This window comes from Paraburkholderia lebeckiae (assembly GCF_014201005.1).
GTDB lineage: Bacteria > Pseudomonadota > Gammaproteobacteria > Burkholderiales > Burkholderiaceae > Paraburkholderia > Paraburkholderia tuberum.
The window spans coordinates 51,417-70,830 of record NZ_JACHDK010000018.1; the positions used below are offsets into that span (position 1 = coordinate 51,417).

Annotated in this window: 16 protein-coding genes; 5 read left to right on the plus strand and 11 right to left on the minus strand. The window is 63.2% G+C overall.

The features are described from left to right. Positions 1 to 38: 38 nt before the first annotated feature. From HDG39_RS26430 to HDG39_RS26440, 3 genes are all read right to left on the minus strand, one after another. A complete protein-coding gene (locus HDG39_RS26430; RefSeq protein ID WP_184009977.1) occupies positions 39 to 767 on the minus strand; it encodes an SDR family NAD(P)-dependent oxidoreductase in 729 nt (242 codons plus the stop codon). Positions 768 to 780: 13 nt separating this feature from the next. Beyond that, positions 781 to 2,082: an MFS transporter gene (locus HDG39_RS26435; protein ID WP_184009979.1), complete on the minus strand. Its 1,302-nt coding sequence runs from the start codon at positions 2,080 to 2,082 to the stop codon at positions 781 to 783. A 107-nt stretch (positions 2,083 to 2,189) separates the two neighbouring features. Continuing rightward, positions 2,190 to 2,711 (minus strand): 2,4'-dihydroxyacetophenone dioxygenase family protein, encoded by a 522-nt coding sequence (locus tag HDG39_RS26440; RefSeq protein WP_184009981.1) that lies wholly within the window; start codon positions 2,709 to 2,711, stop codon positions 2,190 to 2,192. Positions 2,712 to 3,038: 327 nt separating this feature from the next. Here HDG39_RS26440 and HDG39_RS26445 point away from each other — a divergent pair, with 327 nt between their 5' ends. After that, positions 3,039 to 4,457 carry a trypsin-like peptidase domain-containing protein gene (locus tag HDG39_RS26445; protein WP_184009983.1) on the plus strand — a complete coding sequence of 473 codons (1,419 nt, stop codon included), beginning with the start codon at positions 3,039 to 3,041 and terminating at the stop codon, positions 4,455 to 4,457. A 63-nt stretch (positions 4,458 to 4,520) separates the two neighbouring features. On the opposite strand, the gene HDG39_RS26450 is transcribed toward HDG39_RS26445, so the two are convergent. From HDG39_RS26450 to HDG39_RS26470, 5 genes are all read right to left on the minus strand, one after another. Further along, entirely contained in the window at positions 4,521 to 6,002 is a 1,482-nt protein-coding gene (locus tag HDG39_RS26450) for an efflux transporter outer membrane subunit (protein ID WP_260328271.1), read from the minus strand. Beyond that, positions 5,995 to 9,192: a multidrug efflux RND transporter permease subunit gene (locus tag HDG39_RS26455; protein ID WP_184009987.1), complete on the minus strand. Its 3,198-nt coding sequence runs from the start codon at positions 9,190 to 9,192 to the stop codon at positions 5,995 to 5,997. Before HDG39_RS26455 ends, HDG39_RS26450 begins: the two co-directional genes overlap by 8 nt. 11 nt (positions 9,193 to 9,203) lie before the next feature. After that, positions 9,204 to 10,412 (minus strand): efflux RND transporter periplasmic adaptor subunit, encoded by a 1,209-nt coding sequence (locus HDG39_RS26460; RefSeq protein WP_184009989.1) that lies wholly within the window; start codon positions 10,410 to 10,412, stop codon positions 9,204 to 9,206. Positions 10,413 to 10,778: 366 nt separating this feature from the next. Continuing rightward, positions 10,779 to 12,245 carry an amino acid permease gene (locus HDG39_RS26465; protein ID WP_184009992.1) on the minus strand — a complete coding sequence of 489 codons (1,467 nt, stop codon included), beginning with the start codon at positions 12,243 to 12,245 and terminating at the stop codon, positions 10,779 to 10,781. Positions 12,246 to 12,606: 361 nt separating this feature from the next. Continuing rightward, the gene (locus HDG39_RS26470; protein WP_184009994.1) at positions 12,607 to 13,335 is read right to left on the minus strand and encodes a hypothetical protein; all 729 of its coding nucleotides are present in this window, start codon (positions 13,333 to 13,335) and stop codon (positions 12,607 to 12,609) included. A gap of 38 nt (positions 13,336 to 13,373) precedes the next feature. Between HDG39_RS26470 and HDG39_RS26475 the strand changes: the two genes are divergently transcribed. Further along, positions 13,374 to 13,898 (plus strand): hypothetical protein, encoded by a 525-nt coding sequence (locus tag HDG39_RS26475; protein WP_184009996.1) that lies wholly within the window; start codon positions 13,374 to 13,376, stop codon positions 13,896 to 13,898. A 201-nt stretch (positions 13,899 to 14,099) separates the two neighbouring features. Here the strand turns inward: HDG39_RS26475 and HDG39_RS26480 are convergent, their stop codons facing one another. Then, complete coding sequence (locus HDG39_RS26480) at positions 14,100 to 14,522, minus strand: hypothetical protein (RefSeq protein ID WP_184009998.1); 423 nt, start codon at positions 14,520 to 14,522, stop codon at positions 14,100 to 14,102. A 693-nt stretch (positions 14,523 to 15,215) separates the two neighbouring features. On the opposite strand from HDG39_RS26480, the gene HDG39_RS26485 reads away from it, so the two are divergent. Beyond that, positions 15,216 to 15,620: a helix-turn-helix domain-containing protein gene (locus HDG39_RS26485; protein WP_184010000.1), complete on the plus strand. Its 405-nt coding sequence runs from the start codon at positions 15,216 to 15,218 to the stop codon at positions 15,618 to 15,620. A gap of 43 nt (positions 15,621 to 15,663) precedes the next feature. Here the strand turns inward: HDG39_RS26485 and HDG39_RS26490 are convergent, their stop codons facing one another. After that, positions 15,664 to 16,647 (minus strand): pyridoxamine 5'-phosphate oxidase family protein, encoded by a 984-nt coding sequence (locus HDG39_RS26490; protein ID WP_184010002.1) that lies wholly within the window; start codon positions 16,645 to 16,647, stop codon positions 15,664 to 15,666. Positions 16,648 to 16,690: 43 nt separating this feature from the next. Next, positions 16,691 to 17,332, minus strand: coding sequence for a glutathione S-transferase family protein (locus tag HDG39_RS26495; RefSeq protein ID WP_184010004.1), 642 nt, complete (start codon positions 17,330 to 17,332; stop codon positions 16,691 to 16,693). 109 nt (positions 17,333 to 17,441) lie between these two features. Here HDG39_RS26495 and HDG39_RS26500 point away from each other — a divergent pair, with 109 nt between their 5' ends. Both HDG39_RS26500 and purU read left to right on the plus strand, forming a co-directional pair. Next, positions 17,442 to 18,356 carry a LysR family transcriptional regulator gene (locus tag HDG39_RS26500; RefSeq protein WP_184010006.1) on the plus strand — a complete coding sequence of 305 codons (915 nt, stop codon included), beginning with the start codon at positions 17,442 to 17,444 and terminating at the stop codon, positions 18,354 to 18,356. A gap of 136 nt (positions 18,357 to 18,492) precedes the next feature. Further along, positions 18,493 to 19,368 (plus strand): formyltetrahydrofolate deformylase, encoded by an 876-nt coding sequence (purU, locus tag HDG39_RS26505; protein ID WP_184010008.1) that lies wholly within the window; start codon positions 18,493 to 18,495, stop codon positions 19,366 to 19,368. The last annotated feature ends 46 nt before the right edge of the window (positions 19,369 to 19,414 follow it).

A 19,414-nucleotide genomic window follows, 5' to 3' on the forward strand; every position in this document is an offset into this window, starting at 1 on the left:
GTCGAACGACGGCGGCGCCGCTTCACGCGACGACTCGATCAAGCGACGAGATATCCGCCGTCGACCGGCACGATTGCGCCCGTCATGAACGACGCCGCCGGCGAACACAGGAACACCGCGACCTGCGCGACTTCCTCCGGCGTGCCCCAGCGACGCAGCGGCGTACGTTCCAGAATCGCCAGCGAGCGGCCATCGTCGTCCTGCAACGCCTGGGTGAGCGGCGTTGCGATCCAGCCCGGCGCAACCGCATTGACGCGAATGCCGTCGGCGGCATAGGCGATCGCGAGCGACTTCGTTAGCTGCGCCACCGCGCCCTTGCTCGCGCTATAAGCGGGCACGAGACCGCCGCCGAAAAAACTCAGCATCGACGCCGTATTGACGATGCAGCCCGCCGACGCCTTCAACGACTCGCGCGCGGCGGCGCACACGCGCATCGTGCCGTTCAGATTGATATCCATCACGCGTTCGAACACGTCGAGCCGATGTTCTTCGACGCGACTGATCACGCCCGCGCAGTTGACCACGATGTCGAGACGATCCAACGCGTTCACCGTGGCCGTTACGGCGTTGCCCGAGCGGACATCCAGCGTGACGCGCGCAATCTCGCGATTGAGCGTATCGGGCGTGCCTTCGGGCAGCGGCAAACCAGCCGCCACCGTGTGCGCGCCAAGCTGCGCGAGCGTGTTGGCGATCGCCGCGCCGATACCGGACAAGCCGCCGGTCACGAGCGCGGTCTTGCCTTCGAGGAGCTGGTTCTGGAATGTCATGGGAGAAGCCGCCTCAGGTGGGTTGGGTCTCGATCGAGCTCGCGAGCGGCGCGGGCGCCACTTCCTGGACGACGAACAGATAGACGAGCGCCGCCGCGAACGCGACGGCCGCGCTGATCAGCAGCGCGTTGACGAACGAATGCGTCCGATCGACGACGATGCCGGTGATCACCGGCGCGAACGAGCCGCCCAGATAGCCGCCGAAGTTCTGCATGCTGCCGAGCGACGCCACCAGATGTCGCGGCGCGGCGACGCTGACGAGCGCCCATGCGCTGCCGCTCGACAGGTTCACGAACAGCATCGCGAGCGACACGTAGACGATCGCGAGCGTCGTGCTCGGTGTGTAGGCGGCCGGCACCGTGAATGCGGCCGCGCCGACGAGACCGACGCACAGCGGCCACTTGCGGCTGCGGATCGGCGCCATGCCGCGCTTCAACAGATAGTCGGCGATCACGCCGCTGCTCGCCATGCCGATCGTGCCGAACACATACGGAATCGCGACGAGCCAGCCGGTGTGCGCGATGCTCAGATGACGCTCACGCTCCAGATAGCCGGGCAGCCACGTCAGATAGAGCCACACCATGTAGATCACGCCCATGAAGCCGAAGATCATGCCCCACGTGTTGCGCAGCTTGAACAGCGCGCCCCATTCGGACCAGCTGAGGCCCTGCGGGTTCTCCTGGCCGGTCGCGCCTTCGTTCAGATGCGCGGTTTCTTCTTCGGTCAGCGCGATTTCGCTGCGATTGCGATAGACGAGGTACCACGCGAGCGCGACGGCAATGCCGGCCACGCCCATGATGACGAACATCGTTCGCCATCCGAAGGAAAGCATCAGCACCGTGAGCAGCGGCGGTGCGATCATCGGCGCAATGGTGGATGACGAGATGAAGGTGCCGATCGGCGTGCCGCGCTCGCGTACCGCGAACCATTCGCTGACGACTTTCGCGCCGGCCGGAAACAGCGGCGCCTCGGCGATGCCTAGCACGACGCGCGCCGTGAGGAAATGATTGAGCGTCTGGATGAAGCCGCCCGCGACCTGGGCGATCGACCACACGAGCATGCCGAGGCCGAGCATCACGCGCGATCCGAAACGGTCCAGCAGCGCGCCAACCGGCAACTGCGCGAACGCATACGACAACGAGAACGCGGACAGCAGCAGCCCCATCTGCGAAGCGGACAGATGCAATTCCTCGCTGACCAGATGATTCGCGATCGACAGCGTGCTGCGGTCGAGATAATTGACGATGCCCGCCACCGTCAGAAAGACGACGGCGACCACCTGGATACGTTTCAGACGCTGCGACTTCTGAAGCATGTTTGTCTCCTGCGCAATGGGTCCTGCTGTGTGGGAATGGTGTTGCCGTGCCTGTCGGTATTGCGGTGTGTCCTGCCTGTTGGTTCCGTCGGGGCTTGCGCGGTTTTTTACCGGACGAACTGGTCGACGTAGTCTTCGCCGAGGCCCACCGCCGCGTAGTGCTTGCGGCACATGTCGATCTTCGTGAATACGTCTTCGTAACCGGTGTAGTTCCCGTACGGATCGCAATAGAACATCACGCCGTTGACCTGGAAGTACGTGATCATTTCCTCGACGTCCTCGGGCACATATAACGTATGCGTTTCGCCCGGCGGCTCGTACACGTAGCTGCCTTCGGTCGCGACCCAGTCATGCTCGAGATAACGCCAGCGGCCCTTGAGCACCATGCCGTGCACGGCCTGCGGATGACGATGCCGGCTCAACACACCGGAGCGGCGTACGCGCAGCAGATTCATCCAGTATCCCTGCGACGCATTCAGGCACAGTGGGCGGAACGACACGTTTTCTGCCTGCGGGACCCACACGCGTTTGTCGGTCGGAATCGCGAAGGGCACGACGATTTCCTTTTGCGCTTCCTTCGGGAACGGTAGCTGGTACGGCGTCAGGTCGGATTGATTTGCCTCTGGCATGGGAAATACCTCGCGAAGTGTGCAGAAAAAAACACTGTCCACATTGTGGATAAAAAGTCCACAGTATGGTTATTATCGGAACCGCTTTGGGCGGGGTCAATCCTGGGGAAATTACTGGTCAGGCACGATAAAGCGACGCCGCATCCGTTCTCGAATCGCGCGAAAGATGCGCGTGTTGCTATCTCATAAAAGCCGCACGACACGCAAAAAGCGCCTAAAACAAGGCCTGCGCGCGAATTCTGATCGAACACCATCTTTAAGTCTGCTTTAAGTGGAGGCCACTACATTACGCATCCTCCATGTAACCCTCCGCAACATTCCCTGACTATGACCACCAAAAACTATTGGCGCGGTAGCGCTGCGATCGGCGTCGTCCTCGCAATCGGCGGCGCGTATGCGCTCAGCCATCGCAATGCCGATGCGTCGGTGAACGACGCGCAGGGCCCGACGTCGTCGCTGCACGCGGCGGCGGATATCGTCGGCTCGCGCTCGTCGGCACCGGACTTCTCCAGCATCGTGACGCGGTATGGCCCGGCGGTCGTGCATATCGGCGTGAAAGAAGCCGCGTCGGTCGACGAGAACGGTGAACGCAAGAGCGGCGGTGAAGCGCTCGGCTCGGGCTTCATCATCAGCCAGGACGGGTACATCCTGACCAACAATCACGTCGTAGACGGCGCGACCAGCGTGACCGTGAAACTCACCGACGGCCGCGAATTCCACGCGCGCGTGATCGGCAAGGACAAGGCCACCGACGTCGCCGTCGTGAAGATCGACGCGACCAATCTGCCGACCGTGAAGATCGGCAACCCGGACAGCAGCAAGGTCGGCGAATGGGTCGTGGCGATCGGCTCGCCGTACGGCTTCGACAGCACGGTGACCTCGGGCATCATCAGCGCGAAATCGCGCTCGTTCTCCGACGATAGCCCGATTCCGTTCATCCAGACCGACGTGCCGGTCAACCCGGGCAATTCGGGCGGTCCGCTGTTCAACCTGAACGGCGAAGTGATCGGCATCAACTCGATGATCTACTCGCGCACCGGCGGCTTCCAGGGACTGTCGTTCGCTATTCCGATCGACGCGGCGATGCACGTGAAAGACCAGCTCGTGAGTACCGGTCACGTAAGCCGCGGCCGCATCGGCGTGGGCGTCCAGCCGCTCAGCGCCGACAAGGCCAAGGCGCTCGGCCTCGACTCGACGGGCGGCGCCCTGGTCGGCTCGGTCGACCCGGATGGTCCCGCGCACGCAGCCGGTCTGCGCCAGGGCGACGTGATCGTCGGCGTGAACGGCAAGCATATCGGTAACCCCACCGAATTGATCGGTCAGGTCGCGCAACTGTCGCCGGGCAGCAAAGCGACGATCAGCGTGTGGCGCAACGGCGGCGAAAGCAAGCTGGCGGTGACGGTGGGCGCGCAGCAAGCGTCGGAGATGGCGTCGGCCGCGCCACCCGAAGAGCAGCAGCAACAACCGCAGCAGCAAAACCGTCCGCGTCTCGGCGTCGCCGTGCGTGCGCTGAGCAGGGACGAACAGCAGCAAGCGCAGTTGCCGGGCGGCGTGGTGGTGCAGCAGGCCACCGGTCCGGCCGCCGAAGCCGGTATTCAGGCTGGCGACATCATCGTTGCCGTCGACGGCAAGGTGATTCACGGCGTCGAGCAGCTGCGCCGCATGATCGCTCAGGCCGACGACAGCGTGTCTGTCACCGTGGTGCGCGATGGTGAACAAGCATCGGTCGACGTAACGCTTGGCTGATGAGTAGAACCGGCCGGTGCAATGCCGGCGGCGGGCACGACGCGCTGCTGTGGCGCGCGTGCCTCAGTTGGACGGCTGGCCCCCCTCAGCGTGAGACGTGCTTTGCGAGACGTTCCGCGGCTCGTCGGGCCCGCCCCCCAATGCGACGTAAAGCGACACCCCGTTCTGCAAAGCCGTCGCCCGAAGCTGGATCAGCTGCTGTTCTGCGGCAAACTGATTGCGTCGCGCATCCACCACCTCGAGATAGATCGAGATCCCGTTTTCGTAGCGCAGCTCCGCCGTTTCGGCGAGTTGCCGCTGCGCCTGCACCGCCTGTTCCTGCGCCGCGATCTGTTCCTTGTAGCGTTGTCGCGCGACCAATGCGTCGGAAACTTCACGAAACGCGTTCTGCACCGTGCGCTGATAATCGGCGACCAGTTCGTCGCGTCGCGCGCGCGCCTGCGATAGTTGCGCCTGGCGCTGTCCCGCATCGAAGATCGGCATGCCGACCAGCGCGCCGAACGACCACGCCTGCTTGGCCGGCACGAACAGATCGCCGAGTTCGGGCGACACATATCCGAAGCTACCCGTCAGCGCGATGCGCGGAAAAAAGTCCGCGCGAGCGGCGCCGATGTCGGCATTGGCTGCGCGCAGTTGCTGCTCGGCCTGCTGGATGTCCGGCCGGTCGATCAGCAGCGCGGAGGGCAGGCCCGCATCGAGCTCGCGGAACTGCGCGGCGTCGGCGATAGGCGGCGCCTGCGGTAGCGACTGGTTGAGCGGCCCGCCGATCAGCACCTCGAGCAGATGGCGCTGCTGCGCGGTGGTCCGTTGCAGCTCCGCCAGCTGCGTCTGCGCCTGCGTGACCAGAATGGCGGCCTGGTCGTAATCGACCATGGACGTGACGCCCGCGTCGAGCCGCATCTTCGCGACTTCCAGCGCGTAGCGCCGACTGTCGAGCGTCTGTTGTGCAAGCTCGATGCCTTCCTCGCCCGAGCGGATCGCGTAGTAGTTCGACGCGACATTGCCGATCAGCGACAAACGGAACGCGTGCTGCGCGTCGACAGTGGCCAGATATCGACGCCGCGCGGCTTCGCTGGTGTTGCGCACGCGCCCCCAGAAGTCGAGTTCGAACGACGTCACCGTCGCCTGAACGTTGTACTGGTTGAACTGGACCGAGATGTCCGTGTTGTCGAACTCGGGATCGATCGAACCGAGTGGCGCCCTGGTGCGGGTCGCACCCGCGTTCACATTGACCTGCGGCAAACGCGCGGCATTCTGGATGCGATAAAACGCGCGCGCCTGCTCGATGCGCGCGATCGACGCAGCGAGATCGCGGTTGTGCTCGAGCGCCGCCTCGATCAGCAGCTTCAGTCGCGGATCGGCGAAGAAGGTCTGCCAGTCGACTTCGCTTGCCAGATGCGCGGTGGCCGGATTGGCGGTCTCCGTCGTGTCGAAATGATCGGCGATCGGCAATTGGGGCTGCTGATAGTTCGGCGCAAAGTTGCAGGCGGCGAGCGAGCAGCAGAAGAGGGGCAGCAACAGGCGCACATGAAGGCATCTACGCATCGCGCTGCCCTCCACCCGAATCGCGCGGCATGGCCGTCGGCAGATCGTCATCGTCGAGATCGATGCTGCGTTTGTTGCGGCTCAGCCAGCGTCGCGCGGCGACATAGAACAGCGGCGTAAAGAAGATGCCGAACAACGTCGCGGTCAGCATGCTGCCCATCACGCCGGTGCCGACCGCGCGGCGGCTCGCCGCGCCCGCGCCGGTCGCGAGCACGAGCGGCAGCATGCCCAACACGAACGTGACGCTCGTCATCAGAATCGGGCGCAGACGCTGCTGTGCGCCGCTTTTGGCGGCGGCTAGCGCGTCCCTTCCTTCGGATTCCTCCTTGATCGCAAATTCGACGATCAGAATCGCGTTCTTCGCGGCAAGGCCGATGATCGTCACGAGGCCGATGTTGAAATACACGTCCGCGGACAGTCCACGTAGCATCGTCAACAGTACCGCGCCGATCACGCCGAACGGGATGATCAGCAACACCGCGACCGGAATCGCCCAGCTCTCGTACAGCGCCGCGAGCAACAGGAACACGACCACGAGCGACAGCCCGAGCAGCATGCCGATCTGGCCGCTCGCCTGTTTTTCCTCGAGCGCGGTGCCGGTCCATTCGTAACTCAGGTTGCCGGTCAACACGTGCGACGCGATGCGCTCCATCTCGGCGATCGCCGCGCCGCTCGAACGGCCGGGCGCGGCCTGACCCGACAGCGTCGCGGACGGAAAGCCGTTATAGCGTTCTAGCTGCTGCGGTCCGGAAATCCAGCGCACGCGCGTGAACGCGGAGAACGGCACCATCTCGCCGCGGTTATTGCGCAAGCGCAGCGAAGTCACGTCCTCGGCACGCATGCGTTGCTCGGCGTCCGCCTGCAACAGCACGCGCAGCACGTTGCCCTCGAACACGAAGTCGTTCACGTAGTTCGCGCCGAACGTCAGCGCTAGCGCCTGGTTGACCTGACCGATTTGCAGGCCTAATGCGCGCGCCTTCACGCGGTCGATCTCGACATACAATTGCGGCGCTTCCGGCATGCCCTCGGCGCGCACGCCCGCGAGAAGAGGGCTTTGCGACGCCTCGATCATCATCCGCCGCGCGGCCTCTTGCAGCGGTTCGCCGCCGATGCCGCTGCGATCCTGGATCTTCATCGTGAAGCCGGTCGCGTTGCCGAGCGACGGAATCGCCGGCGGGTCGAGCGCAAAAATGATCGCCTCGGGAATCTGCCGAAACGCCGCGTTCGCGCGACGCACCAGCGCGCTCGCCGAATTGGCCTCGCCCGAGCGCTCGTCCCACGGCTCCAGATCGACAAACGACAGAGCCGCCGATTGCCCCTGGCCAAAGAAGCTGAAGCCCGTCACGGATGCGACGTTGCGCACTTGCGGCTGGGTTCGCAGAAACGCCTCGACCTGGTCGATCGCGCGCTGCGTGCGCTGGTCGGTCGAACCCGGCGGGCCGGTATACGTAATGAAGATATGCCCCTGGTCCTCGGTCGGCAGAAAGCCGGTCGGTAGCCGCGTGAAGAAAAACACGGTGATCGCGCAGGCCGCGACGAACACCAGCAGCCAGCGCAGCGGCGAGCGCAACATCGCATCGACGCCGCCGATATAGCGCGTGGTGCCCGCATCGAGCCCGCGATTGAAGCCGTCGAACACGCGATGCAGCATTCTTGACGCCGGGTTCTTCGGCCGCTCCCTGGCGGCCGCCTCGCTACGCAACAGCGCCGCGCACAACGCCGCGCCGAGTGTCAGCGCCAACAGCGTCGACAGCAGGATCGACACCGCGAGCGTGACCGAAAACTGCCGGTAGATGCCGCCCGTCGAGCCCGGAAAAAACGCCATCGGAATGAACACCGCGACGAGCACCAGCGTACTCGCGATCGCCGCGCCCGATATCTGCCCGATCGCCTTCACCGTTGCGCGCGGCGCGCCGAGCCCTTCCTCGCGCATGATGCGCGCGACGTTTTCGACGACGACGATCGCGTCGTCGTTGAGGATACCGATCGCGACCACCATGCCGAACAGCGACAGAATGTTGATCGACAGCCCGAACAGATAGAGCCCCGCGCACGTGCCGATCAAAGCGATCGGCACCACGATCGTCGGGATCACGGTCGCGCGCCAGTCCTGCAGGAACAGGAACACCACGACCGTCACGAGCAACAGCGCCTCGACCATCGTGCGGATCACGCCCTGCACCGAGGTCGTGATGAACGGCGTGGTGTCGAACGGCACGGTCCACGCGACGCCGCGCGGGAAGATCGGCTGCAATTCGGCCATGCGCTGGCGCACCGCGTTGGCGACTGCGAGCGCGTTCGCCCCGCTCGCGAGCTGGATCGCGATTCCGGCCGACGCCTTGCCGTTGACGGTCAGGCGGTTGCCGTAGCTGTCGTTGCCGAGCTCGACGCGCGCGACGTCGCCCACCCGCACGGTCGAGCCATCCGGATTCGCGTGCACGATGATTTCGCGGAACTGCTCGGGCGTCGTGAAGCGGCTTTGCGTGACGATCTGCGCGGTGAACTCGGAGCCCGGCGCGATCGGCTGATCGCCGAGGCCGCCGCCCGCGGTCTGGCTGTTCTGCTCCTGGATCGCCTGCAACACCTCGCTGGCCGACAGCCCAAAGCCCGCGAGCTTGCGCGGATCGAGCCAGATCCGCATCGCGTACGACGAGCCGAAAAGTTGCACGTCGCCGACACCGTCGATACGGCGCAGCTCGTTGACGATGTTGTTCGACGCGAAGTTGCCCATCGCGACGGCACTGGTGGTGCCGTCGGTCGCCTGCAGCGCAAGTAGCATCAGAAAGCCCGACGACGCCTTCGTGACGCGCACGCCGACCTGACGGACTTCGAGCGGCAAGCGCGGCTCGACGCGGCTCAGACGGTCCTGCACCTGGGTGCGTGCGATGTCGAGATCGGTGCCGGGCTTCAGCACCACGGTGATCTGCATCGTGCCGTTCGAGCGGCTTACCGACGACATGTACAGAAAATTCTCGATGCCGTTCATCTCGTCTTCGACGATCGACGTGACGGTACGCTCTAGCGTGCTCGCGTCGGCGCCGCTGAAGGCCGCGGTGATGCTGAGCGACGGCGGGGCAACGTCGGGGTACTGCTCGACCGGCAACAGCGTGAGCGCGATCGTGCCGAACAGCACGATGAAAAGGGCGATGACCCACGCGAAGACCGGCCGGGCGACGAAGAATCGATTCATCGGCGAGCCCGTCAGTGCGCGGTCGAAGCGGGAGCGGGCGACGCGGCCGAATGCGCCGCTGGCGACGCCTCGGGGGCGGGTCGCGCGTCGACCCGCTGACCCGGCTGCACCTTCTGCCAGCCATCGACGATCAGGCGCTCGCCGGGCTTCAGACCGTCGCGCACGGTCCAGCGTCCTTCGCCCTGTTCGCCGAGATTGATATTGCGGCGGACCACGGTGCCGTCGTCGGCGACCAACGCAACGCTTGCAATGCCGTTGTCGAGCTGCACCGCGCGCTCGGGAATACGGATGCCCTGCAGATTGCCCGCCGCGATGATGCGCCCGCGCACGAACTGCCCCGGCAACAGCGTGCGGTCCGGATTCGCGAACCGCGCGCGCACCGTCTGCGTACCGGTCGACGGATCGACGACGAGATCGGCGAAGTCCAGAAAACCGCGCTCGTTGTAGACCTGGCCGTTGGCAAGGATCAGTTGCACCTCGACGTGCTTCATGCTGGTCGGCTTGCGCGCGCCCGACTGGATCTGCTGCTCGACGTCGAGCATCGCGGTATTCGACTGCGTGAACACCGCGTTGATCGGCGTCAGCTGATTGACCTGCGTGAGCAGCGTGGCGGCGCCCGCGCTGACGAGCGCGCCTTCGGTGACGAGCGCGCGGCCCGCGCGCCCGGCGATCGGCGTGCGTACGATGCAGCGATCGAGCCGCAGTTGCGCAAGCGAAACCGCAGCTTGCGCATCGGAGACATTGGCCTGCGCCTGCTGCATGGTCGCGAGCGCGGCGTCGTATTCCTGCGCGCTGACCGCATGACGGCCGACGAGCGGCTTGAAACGGTCCACCACCGACGCCGCGTTGTCGCGCACGGCGGTGGCGCGCGTGAGCGCGGCCTGCGCCTGCTGCAACTGCGCGCGATAGTCGCTCGCGTCGATCTGGAAGAGTGGGGCGTTGGCCGGCAGGTCCGTGCCTTCCTGATAGAGCGTGCGCTGGACGATGCCGTCGACGCGCGCGCGAATCTCGGCGGTGCGCACGGCCTCGATGCGGCCAGGCAACTCGACGACATCGGCGACAAGGGTGGTGGAAACCGTTTCGACCAGCACGGGAACCGGCGGCATCGACGCGGCGGTGGGAGTCTGCGACCGGTCGTTGCAGGCGGCAAGCAGGAGCGGCAAACCGGTGATCAGAAGCGATACGGCACGACTACGCAGGCGGAGTGCGGAGCAAAGCAAGAGAAACTCCTTTGATCAAGGCAGTCTTTTTTGCACGTGAGATCGGTGACGGTTTTAACGGTTTGCGGTCGAATTAACTATTCAGAACGTGTGTGGGCGCGTTAATGCGGGGAAAAGATTTCTGTTGATCCTACCGTGTCTGGGTGGCTTGTCAATTTATTCTTGGTGGTCGCGAGTGGAATGGACTCGCAACGACCAGGCGGCGGACGCAGCGGTCACGACCGGGGGATTCCCGCTCGCAGACGAGATCTTGAATGGTAATTGTCAATTACATGTCAATTGCCATCCGGCAATTGCCGCAATTCAAAGGCATGCAATTGTCATCGAAATCGATGCGCCTGAAAAATATTCCGAGTCGCCACACACTCACGTACGTTTGCGCTCCGGATGCCGCAACACCGAATGGTTGCGGCCGTATGACAGATAAATCGTCATGCCGATCACGAGCCACACCACGAGCCGCAGCCACGTGACGAGCGGCAAGCCAACCATCAGCAGCAGGCAGAACAGGATGCCGAGCACTGGCACGACCGGCACGCCGGGCGCCCGGAATGGACGCGTCGCCTCGGAGTCGCTGCGCCGCAGATAGAGCACCGCGCCGCACACGAGGACGAACGCGAACAGGGTGCCGATGCTGACCATCTCGCCGAGCACGCCGATCGGTGTCAGCGCCGCGACGATCGCGACGACGGTGCCGATCAGGATCTGACTCAGATAGGGTGTATGCAGACGAAGATGGACCCTTGAGAAAAAGTGCGGCAACAAACCGTCTTGCGACATCGTGAAGAAGATGCGGCTTTGTCCATAGAGCAGCACGAGTATCACGGTGGTCAGCCCCGACAACGCGCCAATTTTGATCAGGATCGAGAACCACGTGACCCCGATCGCGTCGACGCCCTTGGCGATCGGATCAGGAACGTTCAGTTCGGGGTACGCAACGAGGCCGGTCAGCACGCCGGCGACGAGGATGTACAGCACCGTACAGATGATCAGCGAGCCGAGAATGCCGATCGGCATGTCGCGCTGCGGCTGTCGCGCTTCCTGCGCGGCGGTCGACACCGCATCGAAGCCGATGAACGCGAAGAACACCACGGCCGAGCCGCGCAGAATACCGCTCATGCCGAAACTGCCGAACTGGCCGGTATTGGCAGGAATGAACGGATGCCAGTGTTCCGGCTTGATGAAAAACAGGCCGATGGCGATAAACGCGACCACCACGGTCAGCTTGATCGCGACCATCACGTTGTTGAGCCGCGCCGACTCCTTCGTCCCCATCACGAGCAACGTGGTCAGGATCGCGATGATCAACACGGCCGGCAGGTTGATCACGCCGGTGACCGTCGAGCCATCGGCCAGTTTGACGACGGTGCCGGGGGCGGCGGCGAGGGTAGGTGGAATGTCGATGCCGACATTGCGCAACAGGCTCACGATATAGCCGGACCAACCGACCGCGACGGTCGCGGCGCCCATGGCGTACTCGAGGATCAGGTCCCAGCCGATGATCCACGCGAAGATCTCGCCGAGCGTCGCATACGTGTACGTGTAGCTGCTCCCGCACACGGGCAGCATCGCCGCAAGCTCCGAATAGCACAGGCCGACGAACGCGCACGCGATGCCGCCCAGCACGAACGACAGCGTGATGGCCGGCCCCGCGAACTGCGCGGCGGCGGTCCCCGTCAGCACGAAGATGCCTGCGCCGATGATCGCGCCGATGCCCATCGCGGTGATACTCGTCGCGCCCAGCGTTTTCGACAGGTGACGGCCTTCTTCGACGTCCGCGCTGGCGACGATATCAGCAACGGTTTTGCGTGCCATGTAACCGGTATCGGCCATGATAAGTCGTCCCTTTTCAGTGTTGATCAGGCACGAACCGGTTAGGCTGCCATCGGCTCGTGGAGCACGACAAAAACATCCGTCGCCGTGCGCGGCAACGGCCACGGCAAGTGCGGAGAAAGCGTCTAACGGAAAATTCAGTCTATGCCGGATTAAAAGCAAAGTGAAATCCGCTTGCTTTGTCGGGGCGATAGGGCAGTGCGATGGCTGGCGCGCGCAGCGCCGGGCGTGCCGCGGGCCGTGGTGCATTTATGCATTGCGATCGCAAGCAAGGCCTCTGGTTCGATTCAGGAGGACTTATGATGTGCGATTGCGGAATCGGCAAGCCAAGGTGGACAATTTCAGGCTTGCGGGGCGGACCTCAGCCGATCCGTCCGCGCCGCAGCACGCTGCTCAGACCGAGCGAGTGGCCTGGGTCGTAGTAGTGAATGAGGAGTGTGCGCCGCTGTCCGTTCTGTACGTCGAGGTTCGCATGCTGAAGTGCGAAGCCGTTGAATTCGTAGACGCTGCCCGGCTTGACCGGAATGCGCTTGCAGTTGCCGACACGCAGATCATGCAAGGTATGCCAGCTGCGCCAGCTGAGCGGCAGGCTTTGCAGGAAGCCATGGCGCATCTTGCAGATCACGTTGGTCAGCGTCGTTACGGACAGGCGCGGCTTGCGGTACATCACGAGGTCGCCGTTGTGAACTCCGTCGGGTGCGAGCTGAAGCGGAATCAGCAGCGTCAGCAGGTGCGAGTCGTAGTGGCGGCAGTGGCTCTCGGCCAACGAAGTCTTGCTCGCACAGCGCAGTACGTGGAACGGCTCAGTCGGTAAGTTTGTCCGACCGAACTTCGCGGCCATCGCGCGCGCATTCGCGCAGATCGACTGTTCGAGCTCGCGAAAGGCCTGACCGCGACGCAGCATCTCTGCAATCTCTGCGCCGGACTGCGAGCGCGGTGCCGTCGTGCCAAACAGGTGGTCGATGAAGTCGTTGATTTCGACGATCGACTCCTGCGGAATCACGTCGTCAAAAGACTTCAACGCGACGCTTTTGTCGATTCGAATCCGCTTAGTCTCCGTCTGCCCACGCACGTCTGTCAGGGTGTCCATAGCCCAAATTTCCATTTGCTTTTTGTTCTACGACCGTATTGAAAAATATTCCCTACGAGGCGCGCACAATGTGCGCCAGCGTACATAAAGCCCTCAGGCGATTGAGCTCGATCATTAAATCTAAAGCGGATTTCTCTGACAGTTTTGTAGATCTCGTTGGGCGATTTGGAAAATGCTGCGACTGCGACGTTGCGCGCTGGATTTCGGCGCAATGCCCAAAAAACGAGTCGATCTCGATATTCGACTTTGGACTAACAGACTTTTCGTTGATAATTTATCTTATGTCAAATTGTGAATTCTTCGGAAAAGGCTTCCAGTACGCATCGCACGCGCCACCGTCGATGCGCGTGCAGCGTGTCGGCCCCCACGCCACAGGTGATGCACACCGATGCCCGGTGACGATCGCGAATCGTCCGAACCGCGACTCTTTCGCCTGCCACAACTGGCGCCGGGTGCAGCCCGTTTCAGTGATCAACAAAACTGGCGCGGCAATTCAATTCCAATTTTATGGCGGGCCTAATCAGAGCCCTCACGAATTAAGACGCGCCGTGCGTACCGATTAATTCATGCACGCCACACGCCGCAATTAGACACTGTTAAATACTGCCTTGCGCACCACGAGAATAAGCTTTGTGGCGAAAAGACAATACCGCTATCGCACTTCGCGCGGATTTTTTTATCGTCGGCTATTGCCTTGTGGCTTAGAGACGTTTCGCATTTCTCTCAATCGGAGAGCGTGTCGCCGTTGAGCGACTGTGAATGGGCTACGTGCATTTCGACATGGCATACGGGCGCAACGTGTTCGCCACCCTCCCACTGGCCGCAATCTGAGATGCATGTTCGAACACGCGCAGACGCTCGGCATCCGCAATCAGTCGTTTCTTCGTCATCGAGCGTCCCGCCGATCCGAAGCCCATCACCTTTTCGTACTCACGCGGCCTGCCGTGCCTGAAGCGATTAAAGAAGTCATCGCCCGGCAGGCCGTTGTCGAGGCTCATCAGGCAACCGTAGTCGAGCGACGCGCAATCGCTCAGTGAGCGCGCCGCGTCCTCCAATGCGCGATAGCGGCCTTGCAACGGTTCGTCGCGACCGAAAAGCGCGTGCAGTTCCTGATAAGTCACGAGTCTTTTGCGTTTCGCGGCACGCAGTAGCATCGCGGCAATATCGCGGGTCCTATCCATGTTCATGTCGTTCTCCTTACCGCGGGCTTGCAAGCGCCCAATGGCAACCGATGAAAGCGCTGTCAGCTTTTATCGCGGTTATGCGTATCGAATCGGAAACTGCCCGGCATAAAATATTTCCGGTGTTGAACGACGCCGCTAAAATTAAGCGGGTGGTTACTGGATTCGGGCTTCACAACGCCACTCTGCGCGAATGCCCCGGTTAGCTATAATCCGCCGGAAAAACGCCGCGAAGGGTTTTCAAGCTTCAGCAGTTTTTTCGCAGCTCTCCGGCGAATCGCCACTCTGCATCGAAAAATGCATTCCAATTAGATTCGCAAAACAGGAATCCGCGCACTCAAACGGTTCAGTCTTTCGACCTGTCGCACGCACTTAAAAGCGCCCGACGTCAAGCGGTATGCGGCCTGGCGCTATCCGGGGTGCCAGAGCGAGCCGGGTGTTTAAAATCACTTCATTCAGGTTAGCAAACGTTAAATTCAATCGCAAGACAGATATTTAAGATTTTAGAAAGAAAACATCGGGAAACCGCCTTACGTGATGTTTGCGTGATTTTCTATCAGAGGAAAGACGCGATTGATTTTTTATTCTTTCGGACACAACGGGCGACTTTTAGATTATCTGTAGGTGACGCGCCCTCCTCACTGTCTACCCTGGTAACCGATTGCAGTCCGGTCAGCGGCCCAACGGCGGAGTTCTCCGATGCATCGACCAAATGACGATTTGCCGACCGTCGCACGGCGTCTCACGGCGGGCAAGAAACTGCTCGACGGCGTCGCTGCGGCCGAGGTCGCGAGACAGATGGGCATGGCAAAGACCACCGTCGAGCGATATCGCAAGCTATTGGAGCAAGGTGGGCTCGAGGCGCTGAGAAACATGAGCGTCGGCGGCCGCCATTCCGCACTCGCGGTGGCGGATCTGGACTGGTTGGCCCAGGCGCTGAGGGCCTCGCCGCGGGACTATGGCTTCGACGCCGATGGCTGGAGCAATGCGCGCATGCGTGAGCTGATAAGCCGTCAGTTCGGCATTTCGTACTCGCGAGTCTATGTATGGCAACTGGCCACCCGACTCGGCGTGTCTTATCGGCTCGGCCGGAATGCGCTGTAAAACGGCGGGAGTACCCAGCTAAAGCACGCGCGTGCGCATCGGCTCAGGCGCTTTCTCGAACCTTTGGCAGAAACTGCGGCGCCAGTTCGACCTCCGACCATCGGAACGGCAACGCGCCGCGACTGCGCCGCACTTCGTTCACATGAAACCGCACGAGCCGCTGCGCGCCTGCCAATGCCGCGAGTTCGTCGCCGTCCCAGATGATCTCTGCTCGCACCGCCAGATAAAGCAGATCGCCGGTTGCGAAGTCGATAAACAGCAGACCCGCGCGCGGATCGTGCACGAGGTTGCCGATCGTGTTGAAAAAACGGTTGCCGCTGTAGTCGGGCGTGGTCAGCGTAGTTGCGTCGTCCACGCGCACGAAGCCCGGCGCACCGCCGCGATGGGAAACGTCGATCCCCTTTCCCGGCCCCGCTTCCTCGCTCAGATTCGCGCTGGCGATAAAGAACGTGTCCGCGCTCGCGAGCAACTCGCGGTCGGCACTGCTCAGAAGCGTGGCGATTTCGGGCTGCGCGCGCGTCGCGGCCGCGTCCCGCTCGATGAAAGACGGCGCGCGGCTCTGGATATACTTCGGGCAATTGCCGAAGCTCTGCGTGACTTCGACCTGCAACGTCTCGCCTTCCACGGACCGGACGACGCCATTTGCCCGATTGCGCCGCCGCGTACGCGGCTCGATGCCCAGCGCACCAAGCTGCGCGCCTTCGCGCCAACCCGCGGCGAGCGGATCGCCAGCCAATGTGCCACCGTCGATGCGCAGTGTCCCCGCATCCGCTGACGAGACGAAACCCGGCGCACCCGCACGCAGCGTCGCCCAGGGCTGAGCGCTCGCATCGACGCCGCCGATCACGACGAACGGCTGCGCGGCAAAGAACTCGCGATGCTGCTCAGGCATGAATCGGCGAATGCCCCGACGTCCCATCGACTCGGCCACCTCACGCACACCCGCGCGCTGCTGCGCATCCTGCTCGCCGGCATGAAACGGCGACGCGTCGCTTCCCCAGTTATTCAACGGGACGAACTCGGACATGATCGGACTCCTTTGCAAGATCTGACGCGGCCGTCAACGCGTATCACGCCGCCAGCAAGCCCGCCTTCGTCGAAGGCATCGCGATGAAACGCGGCAGTGCCTCCACACGCTGCAGCCACGCGCGAATGTTCGGATACGGCTGCAACGACACGCCGCCCTCGGGCGCGTGAGCGATATACGTGTGCGCGGCGATATCGGCGATCGTGACGTGCGCGCCAGCCACGAACGGCTTACCGGCAAGCTCCTCGTCGATCACGTCGAACAGCTTGACGGCGATCTGTTTCGCACGTTCGTGGTCGAGCGGCGCGCCGAACACGGTCACGAGCCGCGCCGCGCACGGCCCGTAGGCGATCTGGCCAGCCGCGAGCGACAGCCAGCGCTGCACCGCCGCGGCGCCGCGCGGATCGTCCGGCAGCCACGATGCGTCGCCATAGCGCTTCGCCAGATAGACCAGAATCGCGTTCGAATCGAACAGCGTGAGCTCGCCGTCCTGAATCGTCGGCACCTGACCGAATGGGTTCAGCGCGAGGTATTCGGGCTTGCGGTTGTCGCCCGCCTTCATGTTCAGCTCGATGACCTCGAACGGCAGATCGAGCAGCGTCAGAAACAGCTTCACGCGATGACCGTGGCCTGAAAGCAGCGTCGTATACAGCTTGATAGGCTCGGCGGGTCTGGCAGCGGGCATGGATGGCTCCGGATAGGTTGAATGACACGCCCAGCATAAGGCGTAGGCACTGTCGCGCGGAAGCCCGATAATCCGGGAAACACAGTCAAGCGAGAATGGACAATCGATCATGGCCGATGTGCGCAACGTGAACCTGAACCGCCTCGCGATCTTCGTCGCGGTCATCGACGCCGGCTCGCTGAGCGCCGCCGCGACGCGGCTCGGGCTCGCGAAGACGATGGTCAGCACGCACATGCAGAGGCTCGAGGCGGAGGTCGGCGCGAGCCTGCTGGTGCGCACCACGCGGCGGCTCGGCGTCACCGAGGCGGGCCGCACGTTCTATGAGGCGAGCGTGAAGATTCTGCGCGCCACCGAGGACGCGCTGAACGCGCTCGGCGGGGAAACCTCACCGGTGCGCGGCACGCTGCGCGTCAGTGCGCCGAACGACTACGGCACGCTCGTCGTCACGCCCGCGCTGGTCGAATTACGCCGCACGCATGCGCAGCTCGACGTCGAGCTGCTGAGCAGCGACCGCCCCGTCGATCTGATCGCCGATGGCATCGATGTAGCGATCCGGCTTGGTCGCCTCGCGGATTCCAACTATCGCGCGGTGAAGCTCGGCAGCTTCGTCAAATGGCTCGTCGCGAGTCCGGAGTTCCTGCGGACGTGGGGCGCGCCGGGCACGCCGGCCGCGCTGGAGACGCTGCCCTATTGCGCGTTGTCGGTGTTGCCGCATCCGTTGACGCTCGACTTGCGGCACGTCGACGGCAAGATCGCGAGCGTGCGCTGCGCGTCCGCGTTGCGCGTCAACACGGCCGATGCCTGCCGCGCGGCGACGCTCGCGGGCGGCGGCATCGGTCTGTTGACGGATTTTTCGATCGCGGACGACGTCGCGACGGGACGGCTGATCCGGCTGCTGCCCGAATGGGCGAGCGCACCGGCGAGCATTCAGGCCGTGTTCCCGCCGACGAGTCACCCGCCGGCGAAGGTGCGCGCGTTGATCGATACGCTGAAGCGAAGGCTCACGGCGGAGCCTGCGGTCTAGCACGGCAGATCCTTCTGGCGCTCCCATTCCAGCGCAACGGCGGTTAGCTTCTATCCGCGTTATCGACCGATTTGCTCTACTGCGACGATGCGCGCCGCACCCCGCGGCCTCGCCTGATCGTCAATGTGGAGAGCTTATGTCCGCCATTTCCCGTCCTGCTCAATGGGTTCTCACCGTCGCGTGTCCGAGCGCGGCGGGCCAGGTTGCCGCCGTCGCTGGCTTTCTCGAACGGCATCGTTGCTATGTCGACGAACTCACCGTATTCGACGACGAACTGAGCGAGCGCTTTTTCGTGCGCTGCGTGTTTCACCACGTCGATCGCGACGATGCGCTGCAGATCGCCACGCTGAAGCAGGAATTCGCGCCGATCGCCGAACGCTTCCGGATGACGTGGGCGATCCACGATCTGTCGAGCCGGCCGAAAGTCCTGATCATGGTTTCCAGGCTCGAACACTGTCTCGCCGACCTGCTGTTTCGCTGGCGCATGGGCGAACTGAAGATGGACATCGTCGGCATCGGCTCCAATCATCGCGATCTCGAACCGCTCGCGCGACAGCACGGCCTGCCGTTCCATCATCTGCCGATTACAGCCGACACGAAGCCACAACAGGAAGCCGGCCTGCTCGATCTGTTCGATACGTCCGGCGCCGAACTGCTGATTCTCGCGCGCTACATGCAGATCCTGTCCGCCGAAACGAGCCGCGCGCTCGCCGGGCGCGCGATTAATATCCATCATTCGTTCCTACCTGGTTTCAAGGGAGCGAGACCGTATCATCAGGCCCATGCGCGCGGCGTCAAGGTGATCGGCGCCACCGCGCATTTCGTCACCGACGATCTCGACGAAGGTCCGATCATCGAGCAGGGAGTCGAACCGGTCGATCACTCGTACAGCCCCGAACGGCTGCTGACGACCGGACGCGACGTCGAATGCATTACGCTCGCGCGCGCGGTCAAGGCGTTCGTCGAGCGGCGTGTGTTCATCAACGGCGAGCGCACCGTCGTGCTGCGGTAAACACAAAAACGCCGCTGAAAAGCGGCGTTTTTGTGTGCTGCGCCGA